The following is a 21,729-nucleotide window of genomic DNA, read 5'->3' as shown; positions in this document are numbered from 1 at the left end:
GCTACGTCAGACAGCACCCCGACCACTCCCCGGGGCGGGGCTGTGGCTCGCGTCCGGGCTGTGAGTCGGGTGTCGCGTAGCGGTGCTGGCGACCTATGCCGGAGCGCTCACCTCGGCGGGCGTGGTGCGAGAGTCAGTGGTGTGTGTGCTGTCTGCCGTAGCGGCGCTGGCGACCGCTGCCGGCGCGCTCACCGCGGCGGGCGTGGTGCTCGTGTCAGTGGGGTGGGTGCTGTCTGACGTAGCGGCGGTGGCGACCTCCGCCGGCGCGCTCACCGCGGCGGGCGTGGCGCTCGTGTCAGTGGTGTGGGTGCTGTCTGACGTAGCGGCGGTGGCGACCTCCGCCGGCGCACTCACCGCGGCGGGCGTGGTATCGGCAGGAACCGGCGAGGTACTGGACGTGATGGCAGCGGCATAGATAGGCTCAAGATAGCTCTGCACCGCCGATGCGGTCGGGTGCAGCCCGTCAAGGTAAAGAGCCGGATTGGCAGGCGCGGCAGCGCTGCCCATGATCGAGCTCGCCGCAATGTCAGCGATCGCGTCGGCGCCAGCGGGGTTGGCCCTCACAATGTCATTGTACGCGAGCCGAGCACTCTCGTCAGCGCTCGACCAGGCAAACACAGCGTCGTCCCGCGGCAGCACGGTGGCGACGAGAACCTTGAAGCCCTGCGCATGTCCGTCTTGGATCAGTTTCTGGACCCCGGTGTACGCGACAGAAGCCGATGCGCCCTGCGCCAGATCGTTGGTTCCGGCCTGAACAATGAGCCAATTGGTGCCTGAATTCGGATCGTAGCTGCTCAGCACAGCGCTCTCGTTTAGCCCAGCTTGTTGGCCTATATAGGCTCCGCTGAACGAATGGTTCTCGACGGTGTACGGCCCACTAAGATTGAGAGCGCTCCATGGGTTCGCGCCGTTGATGCTGCCGGCTCCGATGCTGTCACCGGCTATAACAAGGTTCACGTTACTGCCAGACATGCTTGTTCCTTCTGCCAATACGTTTCAGCAGCCAAATCACCACAATTAGGCGATCATAAGGCCATTTTTTATTTTGGGTTGATGACCTTGAATTTAGAACGGAATTGAACAGCAGAAAACCATGGGCTCAGATGCTGAACCTACCGTGCAGTTTAGCTTGGCCGCCCCCTCGAACTCATCAGCTCACCGCAACGAATGATTAGTCCGGAAATCGGAGACATGCATCAGGCTACAGTCAGCCATAGCTGGTGGTATAGCAGATCGATTTGCGGACCTCAGCGCCGGGCTTCGGACATTAAGCTCGAAGTTTTTACGCCACACTCTGTCCCAGGCTCCACCAGCCGCGGGCAGCGATGCTGGTGAGCAGACTACGAATCGCACCACAGACACTAAAGCCAGCAGGTACGATTCGGGTGTGATCGCATATCTGGTGGGTTATAGCCAGACAGCCTAGCCTGCCTTGAGATCGCACTTGCCGTGAGGCTGCATGATGCGCGTCGCCGCCCTTGTCCTCGCGCTGATGCTCGCTGGACCGCCCGTCCATGCGGAGCCGGCCAATACGCCGCACGCGCTCTGGGAGATCCTAGACGCCCACGCTCGCCGCGCCTCGATCTCGCCGGAGGTGGCGGGCTCTGAGATCACCGTCTCGTTCACGCTCGAGTGCGACCGCACGCTCTAGGGCTAGCCGCGGATCACTCACTCGTGCCTCATCGGCGACGCGGATCAGAAGCGGGCGCTCGGTGTCGCCACGCTCTCGGCGATCGCCGGCTGCGTCTCGATCGCGACCACTGACAGGCTCAGAGGGCGGCAGCCGGACGGCGGAACTGCCTCCGGCTCGCCAGCGGGTTCCGCTAGGCCCGACCGGCGGCGCGGCGAGCCCTCCGCCCCCCGCGCCCCTCAATCGTGATCGTCGGAATCTGAGAACGCCCGAAACGCCGCGACGAGGCGTGAGGCCTCCCGTACATACTTCTTCCAAGCCGGCTCCTCCAGGCTCCTGAGCACAGTGATCCCATCCTCGGTGATGTACGGCTCGGTCCGGTTCGACGAGGCCATGGAATCCGGCTCGCGCCCGTCGAATTTACAGAGCGCTCGCGCGACGCGCTCCACCGGTTCGACCGAGCGGAGAGTCCGCCAGTCCAGATGGATCGGATCATCTTCAGCGGCGGAGTCGTCGGTCATCACTGTTCGTCTCTCAACCACCGGTCCAACGCAGGAGCCTGAAGGCCTTAAGCCCCTGTTGCGAGGCAGGCTGCCGTATCCGCGAGCTTCGGCCTAGTGCTCATGAGAACCGAGCTAGCCTTGACGCACGCGCAGGATGCCGGTGGATCCGCCCCGTCTGACGGGATCGGACGGGACCTCAGAGTTCGGGGCCGTCGAAGGAGGACAGCACCCGACGCCCTCTCGCTTCTTTTCCATCCTGGCCCGGGATCCACACGGCTGGTGGACCTCAATCGCGCTTGCCGGCCGCTCGGAAGACCCTCACCCGGCCGGACCTCACGGGCACGGCCTCGGGTTCAGGCGACTTCTCTTCTGCCGGCCGGGAGGCGTCGTCGGACGTCACGGTGATCGTCAAGCCCGTGCTCTCGGTATAGGGCTGCGGGCTCAACGTGAGGAGATCCGCGATGGCATCGTCGACGGCCTTCTGGACCGCGCGCACCGCGCCGACCTCCTCGCGGGCTGCGGCGGCCAGGCTGGGCGCGCCGACGAACTGTCCGAGCTCATCGTAGACCTGGACTTTCTCCGCACCTTCTTGAACTCGCGACGACGCAAGGAACAGGGCTTCCCGCGCGGCCTGTCGGCGATTGTAGGTGCTGACGCCGCGCCGCTCGGCCACGATGGTAAAAGGCATCGCGCTCTCCGTTCTCCCGCTACGGGGTATCAAGATCCGCGGCGCGATTCGCACCGACGGGATCGAATCAGACCCAACCGAGCGCGCAAGTCCAGAGATCCGGTAACGTTTTCGCCCTCGAAATCGTCGTGACGTCGGGCGAGGATGACCGATTCGATAGCGCGGTGCGACGGATCGCGCGGCGCAGGCCATTCAGCCTGTCGCTGATAGCTTAGCCGTCGCCATGGCCCCATTAATAACGCCGCGGCCACTCACCCGGCGATGGCGCACAGCGTACCGGAGATCCGCAGGCGCGGCATTTTCTCGATGACCGTGACACCGACACTTTGAGCAACGCCATAAAGCGTTTGGTTTATTAGGACGAAAAGTCAATCGATAAGATAATACCTGAGCTATAATTGCGAAACTCCACATAATTTCATGCGCATCGGATATTAATCGAACTGTATCCGATAATATGAGAGGTAACAATAGCTTCGATTTTGATGAATTTACTTTTCCATATTTATAGGATATTTCCTCGGTCGAAGGATTTTTATCGGACGATTACGAATTCGATAGAGGCAACATCGAATATCCCGAGTAAGAAAAAAAATTCTGCTTCCGGTACTATTACCCGATTTACCGGCCAGTAGAATTCTCTTAAATCGTTGCTATGGGATCGTTTTCACATAAATTCGCCAGTTCGGCTTACCGGTACGCTGATACCGGCGCATGAGCAGCCGGCCCTCCATGCTGGTCGGCACGCCGCTGCTGCAGGTGTTTGGTCGCTTAGGCTGCGGCGGATTGATCCTGTCGACGGAAGGTCACGTGCTGGCTGCGAACGCCGAAGCGCACCGGATTCTCCACGATGTGATCGGCCTCACGCAGGACGAACTCAACTTGATCGATGGGAGCGGCCGCGATGCGGTCAAGCGCCTTCTCGCGCGCTCGAAAACTCGCGTCCAACTCGACGGCGAAAACTGGATTCTGACCATGCGCGAGGGCAAACGTCCGCTCATCATGAGCGCGACCCTCGTGCCGGTCATCGGAGAAGAGATGCCGCACACCGTGCTGCTTCTGATCGACCTCGAGCAGACGCCAAGCCCCCACACGGCCGCGATCGAGAAGGTCTTCGGCCTGACCGCCGCGGAGGCCCGGTTGGCCGCGCTCTTGGCTGGCGGTGCCACCGTCAGCGAGGCGGCTACAGCGCACAGCGTGAGCGTGGCGACGATCCGCACGCAGCTGGCGTCGATTTTTGCTAAGACGCGCACGAACCGGCAGGCGGAACTGGTGATGCTGATCTCACGCCTGTCCGCGCTCGTGTGAAGGATTTTGCCCGGAACGGCGGCCCTGCCGGGAAAGGCGGATCAGATCACCACGTCGACGCGGGCTCGCGCCCAGATCTCAGCCGCGGCCAAGGTCGGAAAGATCAACCCTTCTTGATCGGACCGGCCAAGGCTGAACTGCAGAAACCACCCCGTCTCCGCAGGTACCAACAGAGCCATGAGCGTGCGATCGGAGTAAACCAGCCACGCGTCCTCCGCCCCATCCTGTGATGCGGCCCGGACGTTCTCGAAGGTGACCTCGTCTGGCATGGCTGCAATCATAAGTTCAAGCAGGCGACCTGTGTCGACCGTGTGCCCGTCGAGTCAGCACGAATTAGGTTAAGGCCAGACTCAACAACGCGCATCATTCAAACGGCTGAGCCTTTGTCATCAGTCCAGGCCGCGCCCGTTCAGTCACGAAGAGGTGTATTGTTTGGGTAAGGGAGACGGGTAGCCCCGTGCGGTCTGGCCGAGCGTGCCGCGATGATGGATGTCGTCGATACGCTAGTCGCCCCGCCTCGTCGACACCCTGATCGGCACCGGTGATCTGCGAACGGGGGCGGTACGGCTTCCCCGATGACCTCCGCGGCGCCGAGCCACCCGGTCGCCGAGGATGATCACGGTGGGGTCTTCAGGACTTCGAGCCCGTCACAACCACTTCGACATCGTCGACCCCCATCCCGATCGGAGCGTGGACGCGGCCGTCGATCGACGGCCGTGGCTCCCGGTCGGGCCGGATGTCGAAGGGGATGTCGGCGGCCTTCAAGGCCTGAACGACCCGCGCCTGCAACGCGGTCGCCCCATCCTTGTTCACGCGGATCAAGAGGCCCGAGGCCGGAGGGCTGGATAGGCCGAGGGTGATGCCGGATGAGACGTTCCACCCGGCCTTCCGGAAGATGTCCTGTAACTTGGCGCTCAGGGGCTGGGCCTTCGCGTCCGCGCCGTCGTAGTCGATCGAAATGTTGCCCGGCCCGCCCCGCAGCGCATCGATCAGCGCCGCGGCCTTCTCGGTCGTCAGGTCCGATTCACGCGCAGCGGCTCCTACATCCATCCGGCCGGCGAGTTTGTCCGTCATCGCGGGCGAGAGCGGAACACCTTCCTCGACGAAGCGAGGCAGAGGCGCGGCTTTGCCCTTCGTCTGATCGCAGGCGGCCCGCCCGAGCGTGCTCTCGAACGATTGGCCCAACCCGACGCCTTCGGTTCGGGCCGCCGCGATGTCTTGAGCGACGGAAGCCTTGTACCGGTCGAGGGACTGCGCGGCGGCCTCGGCCTCGCGCTTGCGCGCGAGGATCGACCCAGCCGCGGAGACGCCGACGAGGAGCGCCATCAGGACCCCGGCGATCGTCGCGCCGATCAGGATGCGTTCCCACCCTGCGCCGCTTAGACCCAAGATCAGCACTGAGGCCGCATTCCCCGCGCCAGAACTGGGGCCAGCTTCCTCGACTCGGGCGGTGCTCATTGTGCTCCCAAAGACGGCGGCGCTTATCAGCGTGCGGTAGACGAAGGCGGGAAGGGGTCGCATGCGCGGATGCCTGGGCTTGGTCTGGGGCGGCGGATCATCCGTGAACGGCACTCCCAGCGCCGCTCCACGTGCGGCATCCACGGAACAGCGGGTCGTTGAAGGTCGAATCGTCGATCGACCGACGCCGCAACCGCCCGCGGGATGCTATCGCGGCGCCCTTGATAATGTGTATCCAACAATCATCCTGTGCGCGTCCGGCCTCGATCCCGAGTAGGGCCGGGTTGCGAGCACAGTTGTCCAACCGGCCGCACCCCAGAACTATATCCGGTTCCTCCGCGTGCTGGCCGCCCGACGATGCGTGAGCGGGCTCGCGCCAGGATATCGACCCGCCTGCGGTTGGGTAACCGGCACGGCAGCCGAACACGGTCTCGTCCCTTACCACCCAATGGACATAGACCTACGCCCAGGCCGAAGCGGAGTTGATCCTTATGAGCCCGCCAGAACGTCAATACCCGATCCATAGGGCAGACGAACACAGCTTTGGTGCTCAAACCTCCCCGGGCTGAACCGCGGGCCGGAACTCGCCCAGCATGACGAGCTGGGCCTGGCGCGAGATGCGCATCACCAGCCCCGCCTGCCGGTTCGTGTGGGTCTCAGCAAAGATCGCGGCCAGCTGGGTGCGGACTGTGTCAACACTCACCCGAGGCGCCAGGGACGCCTCAGCGACCGTCGAGCCGACAGCGAGAACGACAGCTGATCGCGCTTCTGCGGCGCTCAGACCGAAGACATGAGGCCGCGAGGTGGCGCAGGATGGCAAGCGTCGCGATGTCGGACCCGAACCGCTCCAGTAGGTTGGCCACGCCGCAGCGTCCCGAGCGCTTGCGTGAGGCGCAATCGACTGACACCCCGCCAGGCGGCACATCGCCCCGGCGCCCCATTCGGGCGCTCCGCTGCCCACGAACGGAGCGGGGACAGATCTGAGGCGGCAACGCGCTCCAACCGACGATGGCGAGGGCGCCCGAGATCGCGGTGGAGCGGGGCGGGCGATATCGGAAACCCCGCGGTGGATCAAGCGCCTGCGCGGCCCGGGAAATGCAAGCGTGAGGGCGCCATGACCGACGAGCAGAAGATCTGCCTGTAGACGTTGTCCGATCTGAGCTCATATCACCGCAGGCAGAGCCGGCAGACGCCTGGCGGCGTCCGGGCCCTGCAAACGCACGAGCAGGCCGTCACCTGGCTCGACGAGCACATCACCCGAGCGTTCCTAGCCAACCGCGACCTGTCCGCGTAAAATGAACATCACTGTCACTCGCCAAGTGGCTGCTCGCCACGTGGCGAGTGACACAAAAAGAGATCCCTCGATTGGTCGATAGACGCTCTGTTCTCACGGCCGGTGGACTCATCGCGCTGGCGCTCAGCGGCTCCGCGCACGCGGCATCCGCCATCACCATCGCGGCTATCGCAACCGGCCGCCTGTACGTCCTCGGGACCACTGACCGACCTCACACGAGCGTATCCCTCGACGGTCGGTTCACGACATCGTCGGACGATGCGGGCAGGTTTCAGTTCGAGTTGGTCTACCACCCGGTCGGTTGCGTCGTTCGAGCGACGATCGACGGCCAGACGACCATCGCGAAGGTCGCCCAGTGCGGCGAAATCTGTGAACCGGCGCCGAAGACGCCAGGATCGCCCCCAGCAGTATCAAATCTCGGCCCCGCCAAGCCGGCACCTCAGCAGCAAGCCATAGTGCAGGCTCCGTCCATCCGTACGGACGATAGGGCGCTCCTCGCGCCACAACCCCCGCAGACCACCAATGCGGTCATACCGTCCAGGCCAGTCGCTCTACCGCCAGAGGCGACAAAGGCTTCCGAGCCGATCCTTCACCCGCCGCTGCCGCCACCACGGCCGAGGGACGTCTCAGTCGTTGCCGCGAGGCACCTGAGTCCGGCTCCCACCTTCGAGCCACGGGCGAACAAACCAGATCGTGGGTCGAAGCCACCTCGGCAAGATGTGCCGGACGATCAGCCAAACGTAGACCGGCCCGACGCTCCCGAGGGATCGGACGTCTATTAAACGCCGCATCGCTAATTCACCCCCCGTTTGTAGGACCGCTCGTTTCACCGGATTGAGATGCCGGCACCGTGAGGCGTGCTCGGACAGGCGCTCGATCCGGTCTCGCTAGGCGGCGACGGCGGGCGGAAGGGTGGACATGGCGGGGCGATATTGGCGTGGCCTTTACGACGGGCTCGGGGGGCGGTTCCTCAAGCGGTTGCATGGCCCTGAAGGGGAGAACCGTCATGGCCGAACAGGCATCGAGCTTTATGTAAGATCGGATCGCCGCAGACATCAGCAGTGATGATGCTCGGTAAGATCGCGATCTCGACGAATGGGTCGCGAAGAAAATGGGGTCCCTATCGGGGACCGCACGCGTGGAAGGCCTTGACGTCAACGATCCTGGGTTGGAGGACAGCCTGCTACACGACGAGATCACCGCGGCAATTCAGCGGATTCAACCAAATCTACGTGCTGTCCCGCGAGGATTGTGAGAGTGCGAACCGACGTTCCAAACACAGCCGCTGCAGGCGAAGGGCTATCTGATATGGGCGTTCACGACGCTCGGCCACTCGGCGTGCGCGATATCCTGGGCCTGACGGTTAAGGTCGCCGAGCGTGTGCTCCAGACACGCAGCGCGGGGCAAGCGCTGTCCACGAATGAGCTGGAGGCGGTGGTGAAAGCGGCGGAATTTCTTCAGGAGCACAACATGCCCTGGCCGGCGGTGGTGACCGAAGTCATCGACATCCTCATCGCGCAGATGAAGACCGTGAGAGAGGAGTCGGGCCAGACGAAAGCTTAGCCAATGCCGCTGTCCTGCGCCTCATTACCCGCCGCATCGGGGGAAGCCTTGAAGGCATAGAGCCCGTGTGAGACGCGTGCGGTCGCCTCAGTTGAGGGTGATAGTGGGCTGCGCCGGCTTTAACTGCGTTGCTGGGTGCATCGGCTTTTCCGCCGCATCACGGACATGTGATGATGGAACGCTGTCTGGACCCGGACGGGGCGACGGCAGCGCCACACTCTCCGAACGGCCCTGATGTGTTATCTGAGGGCGATTGCCGTCTTTTTTCGGATCAGCCGGACCATTCAGTCGTAGATGCTGAAGCATCTCCTTGGCGACTTGAAGCTTCTGCTGATTGCGTTCAGCTTCTGCGAGCCGCAGCGTTTCTGCTTCGGCTTCTCGAACTTGAGCTGCTTCAGCCTGATATTGCAACTCCATTGAAGCGAGCGCCAAGCCGCTGGAAGCTCGTACCAGGATATCACTTGTTCTAACCGTCGGGCGAGAGATAAAAATGTAGAAGGCATTCGCGATCAGAAATGCCAGCGCGGCAAATAAAACGACATCGTATGCCCTGCCCGAAATCGTCCAAAACAACAAAAGTCCAAGCGCAGATATACCCGAGATGGCAAGTAATATGAGTCGGAACATTGTCACAAGTTTACCGTCTTTTAATAAATACCCTCATTTTAGAGCCATTTATTTGAGGCTAAATTGTGATCGCATTGATTGGCACGGGTTGCGATTGTCGCGATGACGCTCGAGCACTACTTTGTCGGATCGACGGAACGCGCCAGGGTTTCGCGGACTCGCACACTGAGGCTGAGCGCGCACAGGCCGGTGGTATGCAGCGCAACAGTGACGGTGGTGGTCTCGTAGTGCCCCTGTGGCACGAGGAGCCGGCAGCGCATCTCGCGTAGCACTCGTCCGGCGCGGCGGGCCATGTTGGCGGCCGCGGTCTCGTCGAGGAAGACGAGCGGGTCGGGGTCGCGGCGGGCTTGGCTTCGTACGAGGCCTGGCGATCGGCGCTCACGTCCCCGCTCTCCTGCTCAGCCGTGTAGAAAGCCCCATCTCCCAGGTGATCCTGTCGCGTGGGGAGAACCGCGACAGGCCGCTCGTGGTGGTTCGCTCGCCCTGGGCAGCCAAGGCGTTGTTCAACTCGCTCAGGAAGATCTCGGGCCGGGCTTCGTAGGTGGAGAGGATATGCTCGGCCTGTACCTCAATGGCCGAAAGACGATCATGGCTGTGCGTTGGATCGGGCGCGACGTAGACTCCCTGCGCGAACCGCGCAGACCAGCGGCCGGCACTCGATACGCTTGCACCGGACCAGGACTGCTGCTCGATGCAAAGAAGCCCCCTCGGCTACGGCCCCCACGACGCGTTCGCACAAATCGACGGACAATGGTGGAGGCCTCACTGGCCCCCCCACTCAACGTAGAAACCGCCGACCTTCGCAACGACGGCGGGAACGGCTTCAATGGTCTAGCATGCGGCCGGCGAGTTCCAACCATAGTCGCCCCGTAGGCTATCGGGCCGCCGCCGCAGCTTGCAGGACCGCGTCCGGCGCGCCGGGGTCATGCCCTCAGGCCGTGGGCGTCCGGCTAAGTGACCGACGCTCCGGCGACTGTAGGCGACGTCGGTCCTCGCGTGCGCGCATCAGGAGCTTGACCAGGAAGCACGGTCCTCTCTCGCGCACGGGCAGACGCGAGAGCGTGCAGACACAAGCTGCGCCCAGCGCGAGGCGCTGCAGGAGCATGACGGATCTCCGGGAGAACGAGAGGAGATCGTGCGGAGGGTCAGCCGGTTAGGTCAGAAAGGCCACAGAGGTGCGGCGATGCGAGCGCGCGAGGTGATCAAACCATCGTGGACGGGGGCATGGTTCCTGCGTAGTTTGACGCACAATGTGGAGAGGTGCCGTGCAGCTCAAAGCCGTCTTGACGGCCATCGCCGTCGTGGTGCTCGGCGGCTGCCTCGGACCTGAAGGCGCCCCTACCGCTACCGGCAGCGTCCGCCCGACGCTGGCCACAGATGACGCGGTCGGCCCCGCTGCGAACCCTGTGACAAGAACTGTGGCAGAACCCAAACGCAGCCTCGCCGATGCCGTTACGCTATGCCTTGATCGCAAGGTGCCGATACAGCCCTCTGAGTTCCGCAATTGCGTGACCGGGGCGCAGCGGGCCACTGCGCATCGGGCCGAGTCACCTTGACCGACGTGAGCCTTCTGCACGAGCCTGGCCAAAAGAAGTCAGACAACGAGCAGGTCGCGATGCGTTGCAGTCGCGTGGGTACCCTCGCGAGCATCGGGAAACAGGGACAGAGCAGCGGCTCGGCCGGTCAGGTGACGCGACTGTGAGAGGTGCTGGTCGCCACGATAGGCCAGAATGGTTCTAAAGCTTGTGGAACCGAGAGTTGTCGTGTCCGACTTATCCCTTGATCCGAGAGACGTAGCGCTCGCTGCGCTCACTAACCTGATCCGATTGATGGGCGCTGAGCTGGTGGCGGGACGGCACCGCGACGACATCGATCTGCTCGAGAAGGCTGTACGCGACCGGCTTGGCTCGGCTCCGGCCCCCGCTTGCTCGTTGGATGTCGCCGAGGCCGGCCTACAACTCGCCGGGCGCTGCATCGAGCAGGCACTCGCGCAGGTCCGGGCTCAGGCGACAGCGGCCCAACCCACGAGATCGATCCTACAGTGATACCCCCTGAACCAGCTGGGCTTAGACCGGATCGTTTATTCCGATGCGTATTGCCGTGACGCGCACTGATCCCATGTTGGCGAAATGAACACCGCTTTCCAAGTCGTCGTCATCACCGATCGCAGAACGGACGATGGCCGTTCGGAGGTCTGGCTCTACGCCGCCCGAACCCAGACGGCTGAGCAGGCCCTGGCCCTGGCCAAGGAGCGGCTAACGCCTGGATGGACGATCACCGTTACGCCCGGCTTCCTCTACGCGCCAGTGGTGGTCGCAGAGCACCAGATCGGTGAGAACGAGATCGTTCGAATCTCGACGATCAGCGCGACTTAATCGGCGATACCCGGGAGCGCCAAGCCTGCCCCTTGCCGCTGCGGAGAGCAGCAGGCGGCGCCGTACACTCGGCGGTGCGCACGGGAATTGAAGGTCGTGCATCGCTATCGAGGTATCGCTCTTTGCGCTGAGGCCTGACCGGCGGTGCGCGTCGACCATACCCTCGGCGGCCTTGAAGCACCATTTGCGGCCTGCTTCCACTCGCCAGGCCGCTTCGGCGCGCATACCGAGATTCGACTGGGCAATTTCCATGGCCTTGTGCAAGCGGACGCCTTCTCCGGACTCGGTCGGCCGCAGCCATCAACATGGCGCGGCGCTACGGCTGGGCTCCACACAGCGAGCGCTGCCGGCTCGCAGACCCCTGCGGCTGCGATCGAGCAGGCCTCCGGTCTGGCCGCCACGGAGGCCCGGCCGGTTGCGCTTCTAGCTAGCGTTGCCACTGTAGGCGAGGCACCGACAGCGCGCAATTTGAGCTTGGCGACGATTCGCACGCAGTCAGCCGCGAACTCCGCGGAGACACGCAGGAACCGGCAGTCGGAATTGGTGGTGCTGGTCGTGCAGCTTTCCGCCCAAGTCTAGGCGATGCTCGGCAGCACCGACGCACTTGCTTAATGGCGTTTTTTTAGATCGGCGCGTCGACGCAGGTGCGTGTCCAGATTTCGCCTGCGATCAAAGACGCTGGTCGACCGGTTTGGATGCCAGAACGGCACCGACTTCAGCCGCGCCTCCCTCGACAGCGCCTCCATCGCCGCAAAGAAGGGGGCGCTGTCGGGGGACCCCAACCCGACTGACCGGGGCGAGTTGGGCACGAAGCGCCACGTCCTCACCGATGCCAAGGGTAATTCTCGCGCTGTAACTAACGGGGGCCAACACCACGACAGCCAGGTGCTTGAGGCGGTGATGGATGCTGTGCCGCCGATCCGCCAGCGCCGAGGACGACCGCGAAAACGCCCTTACCGGTTGCACGCCGACAAGGCCTCTTGGTCGGCCCCCACAAGGTGGTCCAAGAGTAAAGTTAGTGCACGGTTGGCCGCTCTGCCACGGGTAGCTTGGCCGGCGGAGCTGGTCGGGCGAGCGCAGCTGGCCAAGCGGAGAAGGCTGGCATGAAGACCTCCGGTGCCGGCGGCCGGTATCCCAGAGAGGCATGCGGGCGCACGGTGTTGTAGTGACGTCGCCAGCTTTCGATGACGACCTGTGCTTCCCTGAGTGTGTAGAAGATCTCGCCGTTGAGGAGTTCGTCGCGAAGCCGTGCGTTGAAGCTCTCGACGTAGCCATTCTCCCATGGTGAGCCAGGCGTAATGTAGGCCGTCTTTGCTCCGACGCCGGTAATCCAGCCCTGGACGGCCTTCGCAACGAACTCCGGCCCGTTATCCGATCGAATATGGCCCGGTACGCCCCGCAGGATGAACAGGTCCGAGAGCACATCGATGACGTCGATCGCTTTGAGTTTGCGAGCGACACGGATCGCCAGGCATTCGTGCGTGAACTCGTCGACGACGTTAATCATCCGGAACTTGCGCCCGTCATGCGTGCGCGCCTCGACGAAGTCATACGACCAGACGTGATTGCGGTGTTCCGGGCGAAGACGAATGCAGGAGCCGTCGTTGTCCCAGATCCGCCCTCGCTTGGGCTGCTTGGCTGGGACCTTCAGGCCCTCACGCCGCCAGATCCGCTCGACGCGCTTGTCGTTGACGAACCATCCGGCCGCCTTCAGCAACGCGCTGATCTTGCGGTAGCCATAGCGCCCGTACGTCTCGGCTAACGCCACGAGATCGGCCGTCAGCGCCTCTTCGTCGTCGCGGCCCCGCGGCACCTTGCGCTGTGTCGAGCGATGCTGACCGAGTGCCCGACAGGCACAACGCTCGGAGACGTTCATCGTCAGCATGATGTGTTCGACACAGGCGCGTCGGCGCGCGGGGCTCGAGACGTCTTCCCCGGGACGCCTCCTGTAGGATCAGCTTGTCGAGGGTGAGATCGGCGATTGCCTTCCGGAGACGGGTATTCTCGGTCTCCAGATCCTTCATCCGGCGAACCTGATCCGACTTCAGGCCGCCAAACTCACGCCGCCACCGGTAGTACGTCACCGAACTCACGCCGAGCGCGCGGATTGCATCGGCCACGCTCTGGCCCTGTGAGATCAGCACATCCGCCTGCCGTAGCTTGGCAACGATCTCCTCAGGCTTCGGGTGTTTTGCCATCTTGTCCGTCCTCCTGGCTCTAAAGCCATACCAAAGGGCGGACCACTTCAATGGGGGCTGATCAAGACACCGACGAGTAGCGCCATTAGGATCGCGGCGATCGTCGCACTAATTAGGAAGCGATCCCATGCCGCGCCGCTCAGGCCCAAGATCAGCACGGAGGCCGCGCTCTCTGTGCGCGGGCTGTGTGCGGCTTCCTCGGCTCGGGCGCTGTTCATGGTGATCACAAGGGCGGCCGTGGTTATCAGCGTGTGGTAGGCGACGGCGGAGATGGGGCGCATGCGCGGAGGCCAAGGCTCGGTCTGGGGCGGCGAATCGTCTGTAAATGCCACTCCCAGGACCTCCTCAGGTGCGGCGTCCACGTAGCGGAAAGTTGCGGAAGGCCGGATAGCTGATCGACCGACACCTCAGGCCCTCCCCGCGCGCTGAACTCTATGGCGGCGCCCTTGATAATGTGTATCTAGCGGTCATTCCGTGTGCGGGCGGCCTTGAGGTGGGCCATCCATAAAGGGGCCCGGCGACGGGCCCGAACCCGACCGATCGAGGCAAGCCCGGCACGAAGCGTCACGTCCTCACCGATGCGAAGGCCATCCCCCTCGCGCTGACGCTGACGGACGCCAACGTGCATGACAGCCGGATGCTGGAGGCGGTCGTGGATGCCGTCCCGCCCATCATCCGCCAGTGCTGGGGACGACCGCGCAAGCGTCCCTCGAAGTGGCACGCCGACAGAGCCTACGATCATCGCCGCTGTCGTCAGGCCCTCACCAGTCACCGCATCCGCACCGCATCGCCAGGCGCGGAATCGAGAGGAGCCAGCGGCTCGGACGGCACAGATGGGCGTCGATCCTTCGTCATGCTCAGAATGAGGGGACGCTGGCTTGGTTCGCCCAGTTTCGCCGCCTCGCTATCCACTACGAGTGACGGGCCGACATTCATCTCGCCTTCTCCACCCTGGCCGCAGCCCTCATCGCTTGGCGCTTCATCGAGCGCTGGTTTTGTTAAACGCTTTAAAACGACTGCCCTGCCGACGTGGATAGATTCTTTTTCAAGCTCGGATCTGCATAATGCGCCCCCCACAAGCACGCCCCTGCCTGACGCCTGAAGCTCTGGGCCAACGATGGCGGCACGCTTATTGATATGTTCGTCCCCACGCAGTTCTGAGGCCGCGTGATGAACCGTCTTTTGTTCGCCCTGGCTGCGACTCCCGCGTTCGTCGCGCCCGCGCGTGCGCTCGACGCGCTGCAATCCACGACCGTTTCCGGGCGCCCCCCCCCGGCCCTATGCTCGGCTACGCTTGGGGGCCTCCTGATCAATCGCGCTGACGGCACGCTGCCGTACTGCGACCCGTCTGGAGCCCTGAAGACGCGCGCCCTGCCCGACCCAGCGGGTATCCTTCAGGTCGGTGGCATCAACTCGTCCGGCCCCGTGTCGGGATCGACGCTTGCAGGGGACGGGTCCGCGGGTATCGCTGCCACCGCCACCAACGGCACTGTGGGGCGCCTGCTGAAGGATCGCGCCTCGCAGCTTCTCAGTGTCAAGGATTTCGGCGCCAAGGGAGACTCGACGACCGACGACACAGCCGCATTTCAGGCTGCGATCAACACCGTCGCCAGTCTCGGCGCTTTCCTGACCAACGGCAATGCGCAGATGCGCATTCCGTGCGGGAACTATATACTCGCCGGCAATCTCATCGCCAACGTTGCAGGCAGCAAGAGCTTCGTTATCGCGGGCGAGGTGCGCGATTGCGTCAAGTTGACCTTTAAGGGGCAGACCGGCACGGCGCTGACCGTCAATTATGGCGATCGATTCTCTTCGTTTCACCTTTCTGATCTGGCTTACACCGTCGACACTGATACGACCACGAGCGTCGGTGTTCGGCTCGTCAATGCAAATCCAGTCGGCCCAACAGGGACAAGCCGGAGCAGTTTCAATCGTGTCATCTTCCGGGGTGCGGATGGCCGTCAGGTCGTCAATCACTGGGGGACGATGATGCAGGCCTCGATGGTCAGCAACATCGACTTCAATCAGGTCGATGGCTACGGCGCCGGCACCAACTCTACCACCATTGCGCAGGGCATCTCGATCAAAGGCGACAGCACGCTTGCGAACTTCGCGGGCTATGTCGTCTCGTTCAACTTCAATGATGGGAACCTAAACGGTTTCGACAAGGCGATCAGCCTGGGCGACGCGACGCAGGGCACCTTCATCAATGGCACGAACTGGAACGCCGTCAATTATGGCGTCTACGTGCCAGCCGGGCTCACGGGGCTTGACGGCGTGCTCGTCTCCGGGACGCCGGGGGCTTCCGCCAAGATCGCCAACGTGGCCGTTCTCTCAACGGACGCGCGCAACGTCGTCATCAAGGGCAACTATTTCCTCCTGTCTCAGCCCAGCTGCATAGGTGTGCGCTCTGCCGCTATCGGCTCGATCATTCAGGGCAACGGCTTTGAGGGGATCAGCAGCGCCAACCCTGGGGTCGGCGTGGACCTGATCGACGGCGCAACCGGATCGGCCGTGTCCGGCAACTTCTATTCTTACTTAACCACGGGCAATGCGCTCTCTTCCCAAACGAGCAACAACATTCTCACCGGCAACAGCTACGCGAACGTCACGACGCAAACGAACGATGCCGGCACGACAAACACCCTTGTTGAGGCGGTGCCAGCCTCAGGTGGGCGCCTGCGCATCCAGCACAATGGGACGACGGTCGGGCCATCTTTTCAGTTGAACGGCCCTGGTGTCTCCCGCGCATGGAACCTCGGCATTGCTGGCTCGATCCAAGGGCCGACCGTCGGATCATTAGGTGTCTACGACGCAACTGCTGGCAGTTACCGCACAGTGTGGGATCCAAGCGGAAACATGGGCATAGGTACACTTGGCCCTGGCGCTCGCCTCGACGTCCAGGGCGGCAATTTCCGCAACATTGACGCAGCGAGCAACAGCTACAAAACAGACGGCGCGGGCAACTTCTCCATCACCCCTGGATCAATAAGTACAAACCCAGGCTTTGGCCTGTTTGGTACTGAAAACGGCGCCCATGCTTTCTATATGCTCTATGCTCAGGCGGCCGCCGGCTGGCAGCTCTATGATGGCACATCAGCCGCGACGCGTATCCACGTTGCCAACAATGGCCTCGTGGGCGTCGGCACGACTGGACCGGGCGCGCTGCTCGATGTGAACGGCACGCTGCGCGGCAAGATGTTGTCCCTGGCGGCGGCCCCTACGGTGACCGACATCCCGGCAAGCTACTGGACCGTGGTCAAGCGCACCGACGACACATCTGTGAAGGTCTGTGCCAATGACGCCGGCACCATCAAGTGTGCAACGCTCCAGTAGCTAGAACAGTGTTGTAACCCTGTCTGGCGCTCTGACAAGAAAATCAGACCAAAAATTCTTATCAAAGCAAGAAAATCCGCTGCCGTCGGGGCTGGAAACGCGATTTTTCATTTGATCTATAAAATCTGAAAACGAGAAATCCTCTTCATCATGAACCGGCCGGCGGCTTGATGAAATAAAACGCTCAATGGCAAGGTAGTCTGAGCACCACCGATGTGATCCATTTTACGGCCTTGCCCAGGCCATCTATCTCGTTTCATGTAGGCGGCACAATATATTATCTAAATCGATTGATTAAGGCGAAATTTTACAAAGCGGAAAAATATGGGGCCTGCGTCGAGCAGTGAAAACCCGGCATCCACCTGATTGTTTTGCGCGTTGCTTGAGTTTTGCACGTCGGGGAAACAAATCTAACGTGTCGCAGTTGCCGAAGAATGGGGGAGCCAATTTGAAACGGAGCTTCGATGTCCATTACACGATGGATATTTAGTCCGATTGCTGTGTAGGTATTTTGACGAGCCGCATCGACGAAGTCGATTAGCGACGGCGCTATTTTTGGATCGACGCATAATATCTCGTCCGCGTCAGAAGACATAACGACATCGTATTCCTTAAGCAAATCACTGACCATGTTTGAAACAAATGCGGATCTATCGACGTCATCAAAAACATTTCTTTGATATATAACGTTTCTGACTGCGATATGAGATCTGTGGTTAAGTCACTGCTTTCGTTATCGATGATGACGACGTTATCTTTGCCCGACTAGCGGCTATAGTAATCAGCCCATATCGGAAGGAAAAGATTTTCGTTCCAATCCATGGTGACGGAACAGACCTTGGTCACGTGATTTTCCCCATCGCGTTTGGAACCCGCTTCTGACCAAGCATAAAAAATATACGCTCCTCCCCTCCCCTCCCGCTCCCCACTCCTGCCGGACATGCCCGCAGGGGTGGGGAGGATCTGCCCCTCACCCTTTGCGCCAGTCCCCGTTGCGCGGTGTCGACAGCTCGCATTGCGATCCAACTCTGATACCCCGCCGGGAACGTTGCGGCTGAATCTGCCGGCCCAAGAGCCAAGCTCGACGTACAGGGTACGCTCCGCGGACAAATGCTCAGCTCCGCTGCAGCTCCAACCACGACCAATATCCCGGCCGGTTGTCGGATTTTGGTAAAGCGCTCGAATGATGCACTAGTGAAGATTCGCGCAAACGGTGCAATCACCATCAAGCACATATTGATACAATAACGCGAATATCTTCTGCACTTTCAATCAGATTCGATTGAGGTGATTTCTTGTGCTTCCCTCATTATCTCAGGCTCGGTCCTACAAAAATGCTTGTAAACCTCAGACAACATAACATCGTCCTTTTGTTGTGTCAGATAGACAAAATTTTCCAACCTGTTGTTAAGATATTGTTCAATATCAAAGACGGCCTTGAAATTATCTAATTTTCCCATCATGTCGATCGTAACCAGAGTTCTTTTACATTTCGCGCATTTACCACAATTCGTCTCTCTTGCCGGATAAAGACAAACGTTGAGAAATTTCTGCGCGACCTCAAGCTCACAGACAGCACGTGTTTTTTCAATACGCTCGCTCTTGACCCCACCCGTGATAACCTGGAAGTCGGAGCAACTAAATGATTGTAAAAGGAGCAATTCTATCTTAGCTGTGTCATTAGTGCTATTTTGATTCAGGCTAAACTGACCAAAGTCACGCGCCGTTGAGTAAAAATATATGCGGAAAAGCTTTCTAAGCGCCAGAACACCAAATAGAGTCTTGAAGAAATGAGTGTACAGGTGAGGCAAATCTAGAGCCTCATTGATATTTGTGCCAGTGCAAATAAGTGAGAGACCCAAATCTTGAGCCGCAGATTGGGCTCTTTCGTATATCGGGCCGGCATTTCCGTATAGATAATTCCCCGTATATAAATGTGTCAATTTCAGAGACTTATATTCAGAATCTTTATACAAGCAAACCGTATAAAAACTATCGACGCCGCATGACATTCCTGTTGCGACGGCATTCCCGCAAAATAATATGGCCGGGTCACTATTCGCGCTAATCTGTGTTTGATGTAGGCGGCTGTCGTGCGTACAGAGCTGCGGTATCAGTATCTCATTCAAGTTGTGCAGAAATTGCTCGCTTATCGGCGCTTTGCAGATAACGTTTTTTCGGCTGCGCATAGCAAATGGCAATAGCACGCTGAGAAATGCATCGGCCCTTTCATGAAGCAAGAACTGACGGTATATGCTGTTCGTTTCACACCAAAGCGTTTGTGCGCGCCCATCAATTATTATGTCGGCATTCAGCCTTACGTTCTGATCGGAAGTCGTTATATAAGGGAAACCAATAACTATATCCTTGTCATATGGCGGCAGGCGCTCATAAAGAGCGCTCGGGGCGACCTGAAAATTTAATATGTCTTGCTCAAGCTGCTGAAGAGGACAATTGTTTTTAGACAAAAAGGATCTAAAAGATTCAGTATTATTGTCCTTACTTGCCTCGAATATAATATCGACGCTATCACCGCTGTAGCCAAGCAGCTTTGTAAGGTGCAAATATGTGATCTCACCGCGGACACCAATCGACCTTGATCGTTTTAATACCTCATCGCAAAGAGCCCGAATGGCATCATCTCGCTCCGGCATCGGATAGTTCTGTAGGTTGGCATCGGGAATTCGCGACTCGCACCCAATAATGTAACAAGGCGTCTGTTTGGGGTAGCCCGAAATCCAATACGTAAGCGCCTTGATACTCCCGATAGAACCGCCTCCCCAATTCTTTTCCAGCATCAATATTATTATAGAAGTATCTTCAACATCATCTCCCAAATCCACAAACTCCAATCCCGCATGAACGGAAAACGACGCTGGAGTGTTAGTTGCTATTTTCATCGGCGTTAGAAACTCGACGCATTAGAGGTTGATCATCGAGCCGCGGCGCTGGTGTAGGCTGCAACCGTATTTATTAAGATTGCATAACGAGCAGGGTAAACGGTTGCGCATCGGACTCCGGCACGTTGTTATACTAACCCGCTTAAAGGGTCAGCCTCCCCGCTCCTTACCCTCCAGCCGGCCACGCACGCAGGGCGGGTAGCAAAATGGAGCCGGACTGTTCACCCATCGTGTTTAATCCACCACGGCGAAGACGAATTTGGCAGCCACCGGAATACGCGGTTCTATAGCGATCTGCTGATGCCCAGGGTGCGATAGTTGCCTTCGGTCTCAATGCGCGCCTCCATGGCGACCGCTCCCATCTCAATAGAGCAGCTCACCGGCGATTTTCGACCAGGAGCCATCGAGATTACATTGTCCTTCGCCTCGATATGCTGCTATTTTTCATACTAAAAACGGCCGCATGTAAACCAAATTATTACACGAAGTTGTTATATCCGACCTGCGGTTCGGTCCGGCGCGGAGACTGTGGCATGGCGACCTCCCGGGGAAACTTGCGATGCTAGAGCAGGCACCGACCGGCTTGAATCGTCCGGGGTTCTCACTGGGACGGGGTTGTAATTCGCTGTTAGGCCTTCCGAGGAGGAGAGCCGATGGCGTCTGCCCTGTCCGTTGATCTGCGCGAGCGTGTCCTGGCCGCGATCGAGGCGGGCGCGTTGCGCCGGGAAGCGGCACGGCGCTTCAAGAGGTCAGCCCGGCCAGCGCCGTGCGCTGGCACGGGGCCTTCGTGCAGGAGGGTCGGACGCAAGCCAAGCCGATGGGTGGCGATCAAGGCTCATATGCCATCGAGGCGCAGGCTGACCTGATCCGACGGACCTACGAAGCGCAGCCCGAGTTGTTCCTGCATGAGCCGCGCGACCGTCTGGCCGAACGAGGCCTGCGGGTCGGGGTCAGCAGCCTGTCCCGCTTCTTAAAGTGCCACGGCATCACGCGCAAAAAAACACTGGCCACGCCGCCGAGCAGGAACGGGAAGGACGTGAAGGCCGTGCGCCTGTCCTGGTTCGGGCGCCGCTCGATCGCAATCCGGACAGCCTCGTGTTCCTCGACGAGACCGCCACCAACACCAAGGTGGCACGCCGTTGGGGCGGGCGCCGCGTCGCGAACGCTGTCGGGTCGCGGCGCCGTTTGGCCACTGGAAGACCATCGCCGTCACCGCTGGCTTACGGACCAGCGGCCTGACGGCCACCGCCCTCTTCGATGGACCGATGATGGGCGCTCGCTTTCGCGACTACGTCGAACAAACCCTCGTCCCAGCCCTCAGGCCCGGCGACACGGTCGTGCTCGACAATCTGCCAGCCCACAAGGTCAGCGGTATCCGCGAGCGCATCGAGGCGGCGGGAGCGAGACTGCTGTACCTGCCGGCCTACTCCCTCGACTTCAACCCGATCGATCCTTCGACAGGCTCAGGATGAGGTCGCCTTCGCCAAGCTCAAGGCCATTCTTCGTGCCGAGGCCGCTCGCACGATCAGCGACCTCTGGGACACCATCCAACGAGCCTTCAGACGCTTCACGCCAGCCGAATGCCGTCGCTATCTCGCCGCCGCAGTCCACGACGCATATGATCCAACATGTTCGGATGCCGCTCTAGCTTTGCTTAGGGCAGAACATGGCCTTCGCCGCTCATGGCGAGGGTTTAGAGGAGGACGCGTAATACCAATCGACGGTGAGGCTGACTCACGGGGTATCGTTGCGGCTCTGGATCTGATTCGATGAGGTGAACCGGAGGGTTTGCCATGTCATCTGCGGTGCGGCTGCGTGAGGACTTCACGGCCGACGATCTGCGGCGGCA

16 protein-coding genes and 4 pseudogenes are annotated in these 21,729 nt (G+C 60.8%); 9 read left to right on the top strand and 11 right to left on the bottom strand.

Translation table 11 applies throughout. The features are described from left to right. Positions 1 to 93: 93 nt before the first annotated feature. The gene (locus MKK84_RS24485) at positions 94 to 972 is read right to left on the bottom strand and encodes an SGNH/GDSL hydrolase family protein (RefSeq protein ID WP_243924571.1); all 879 of its coding nucleotides are present in this window, start codon (positions 970 to 972) and stop codon (positions 94 to 96) included. Between the two features lie 487 nt (positions 973 to 1,459). Here MKK84_RS24485 and MKK84_RS24480 point away from each other — a divergent pair, with 487 nt between their 5' ends. Continuing rightward, positions 1,460 to 1,651, top strand: coding sequence for a hypothetical protein (locus MKK84_RS24480; RefSeq protein WP_243924569.1), 192 nt, complete (start codon positions 1,460 to 1,462; stop codon positions 1,649 to 1,651). 218 nt (positions 1,652 to 1,869) lie between these two features. Here MKK84_RS24480 and MKK84_RS24475 read toward each other — a convergent pair whose 3' ends face one another. Continuing rightward, entirely contained in the window at positions 1,870 to 2,151 is a 282-nt protein-coding gene (locus MKK84_RS24475; RefSeq protein WP_243924567.1) for a hypothetical protein, read from the bottom strand. A gap of 268 nt (positions 2,152 to 2,419) precedes the next feature. Continuing rightward, positions 2,420 to 2,821 (bottom strand): hypothetical protein, encoded by a 402-nt coding sequence (locus tag MKK84_RS24470; protein WP_243924566.1) that lies wholly within the window; start codon positions 2,819 to 2,821, stop codon positions 2,420 to 2,422. 714 nt (positions 2,822 to 3,535) lie between these two features. On the opposite strand from MKK84_RS24470, the gene MKK84_RS24465 reads away from it, so the two are divergent. Beyond that, complete coding sequence (locus MKK84_RS24465; RefSeq protein WP_243924564.1) at positions 3,536 to 4,129, top strand: helix-turn-helix transcriptional regulator; 594 nt, start codon at positions 3,536 to 3,538, stop codon at positions 4,127 to 4,129. A 41-nt stretch (positions 4,130 to 4,170) separates the two neighbouring features. Here MKK84_RS24465 and MKK84_RS24460 read toward each other — a convergent pair whose 3' ends face one another. The 3 genes from MKK84_RS24460 to MKK84_RS24450 form a co-directional block, all read right to left on the bottom strand. Then, positions 4,171 to 4,398 (bottom strand): hypothetical protein, encoded by a 228-nt coding sequence (locus MKK84_RS24460; protein ID WP_243924563.1) that lies wholly within the window; start codon positions 4,396 to 4,398, stop codon positions 4,171 to 4,173. Between the two features lie 361 nt (positions 4,399 to 4,759). Next, positions 4,760 to 5,587 (bottom strand): hypothetical protein, encoded by an 828-nt coding sequence (locus MKK84_RS24455; protein ID WP_243924562.1) that lies wholly within the window; start codon positions 5,585 to 5,587, stop codon positions 4,760 to 4,762. Between the two features lie 550 nt (positions 5,588 to 6,137). Then, positions 6,138 to 6,290, bottom strand: a complete 153-nt coding sequence (locus tag MKK84_RS24450; protein ID WP_243924560.1) for a hypothetical protein — start codon at positions 6,288 to 6,290, stop codon at positions 6,138 to 6,140. Between the two features lie 1,899 nt (positions 6,291 to 8,189). On the opposite strand from MKK84_RS24450, the gene MKK84_RS24445 reads away from it, so the two are divergent. Beyond that, positions 8,190 to 8,444 carry a hypothetical protein gene (locus tag MKK84_RS24445; RefSeq protein WP_243924558.1) on the top strand — a complete coding sequence of 85 codons (255 nt, stop codon included), beginning with the start codon at positions 8,190 to 8,192 and terminating at the stop codon, positions 8,442 to 8,444. Positions 8,445 to 8,531: 87 nt separating this feature from the next. Here the strand turns inward: MKK84_RS24445 and MKK84_RS24440 are convergent, their stop codons facing one another. Together MKK84_RS24440 and MKK84_RS24435 are read right to left on the bottom strand one after the other, a co-directional pair. Continuing rightward, positions 8,532 to 9,071 (bottom strand): hypothetical protein, encoded by a 540-nt coding sequence (locus MKK84_RS24440; protein WP_243924556.1) that lies wholly within the window; start codon positions 9,069 to 9,071, stop codon positions 8,532 to 8,534. A 164-nt stretch (positions 9,072 to 9,235) separates the two neighbouring features. Continuing rightward, positions 9,236 to 9,837, bottom strand: a pseudogene (locus tag MKK84_RS24435) (IS630 family transposase); the annotation flags it as partial. A gap of 997 nt (positions 9,838 to 10,834) precedes the next feature. Here MKK84_RS24435 and MKK84_RS24430 point away from each other — a divergent pair. The 3 genes and pseudogenes from MKK84_RS24430 to MKK84_RS24420 form a co-directional block, all read left to right on the top strand. Further along, positions 10,835 to 11,116 (top strand): hypothetical protein, encoded by a 282-nt coding sequence (locus MKK84_RS24430; RefSeq protein WP_243924554.1) that lies wholly within the window; start codon positions 10,835 to 10,837, stop codon positions 11,114 to 11,116. A gap of 84 nt (positions 11,117 to 11,200) precedes the next feature. Continuing rightward, the gene (locus tag MKK84_RS24425; RefSeq protein ID WP_243924553.1) at positions 11,201 to 11,446 is read left to right on the top strand and encodes a hypothetical protein; all 246 of its coding nucleotides are present in this window, start codon (positions 11,201 to 11,203) and stop codon (positions 11,444 to 11,446) included. Positions 11,447 to 12,058: 612 nt separating this feature from the next. Further along, positions 12,059 to 12,424 (top strand): annotated as a pseudogene (locus MKK84_RS24420) (IS5/IS1182 family transposase); the annotation flags it as partial. A 37-nt stretch (positions 12,425 to 12,461) separates the two neighbouring features. On the opposite strand, the gene MKK84_RS24415 reads toward MKK84_RS24420, so the two are convergent. Continuing rightward, positions 12,462 to 13,644 (bottom strand): IS3 family transposase gene (locus tag MKK84_RS24415; RefSeq protein ID WP_243924552.1). Its coding sequence is split into 2 segments (ribosomal slippage): positions 12,462 to 13,373 and positions 13,375 to 13,644, totalling 1,182 coding nucleotides; the frame shifts between segments, so codons are not numbered across the junction. A 47-nt stretch (positions 13,645 to 13,691) separates the two neighbouring features. Next, the gene (locus tag MKK84_RS24410; protein ID WP_243924551.1) at positions 13,692 to 13,925 is read right to left on the bottom strand and encodes a hypothetical protein; all 234 of its coding nucleotides are present in this window, start codon (positions 13,923 to 13,925) and stop codon (positions 13,692 to 13,694) included. Between the two features lie 230 nt (positions 13,926 to 14,155). Here MKK84_RS24410 and MKK84_RS24405 point away from each other — a divergent pair. Both MKK84_RS24405 and MKK84_RS24400 read left to right on the top strand, forming a co-directional pair. After that, positions 14,156 to 14,646 (top strand): annotated as a pseudogene (locus MKK84_RS24405) (transposase); the annotation flags it as partial. Positions 14,647 to 14,814: 168 nt separating this feature from the next. Further along, positions 14,815 to 16,980, top strand: a complete 2,166-nt coding sequence (locus tag MKK84_RS24400; RefSeq protein ID WP_243924550.1) for a glycoside hydrolase family 55 protein — start codon at positions 14,815 to 14,817, stop codon at positions 16,978 to 16,980. A 1,268-nt stretch (positions 16,981 to 18,248) separates the two neighbouring features. Here MKK84_RS24400 and MKK84_RS24395 read toward each other — a convergent pair. Then, positions 18,249 to 19,880, bottom strand: a complete 1,632-nt coding sequence (locus tag MKK84_RS24395; RefSeq protein WP_243924549.1) for a hypothetical protein — start codon at positions 19,878 to 19,880, stop codon at positions 18,249 to 18,251. A gap of 653 nt (positions 19,881 to 20,533) precedes the next feature. On the opposite strand from MKK84_RS24395, the pseudogene MKK84_RS24390 reads away from it, so the two are divergent. Then, a pseudogene (locus MKK84_RS24390) lies at positions 20,534 to 21,509 on the top strand (IS630 family transposase); the annotation flags it as partial. Positions 21,510 to 21,729: the final 220 nt, after the last annotated feature.

This window comes from Methylobacterium sp. E-065 (genome assembly GCF_022829605.1).
Classification (GTDB): domain Bacteria; phylum Pseudomonadota; class Alphaproteobacteria; order Rhizobiales; family Beijerinckiaceae; genus Methylobacterium.
This window is presented reverse-complemented; position numbering and strand designations above follow the sequence as displayed.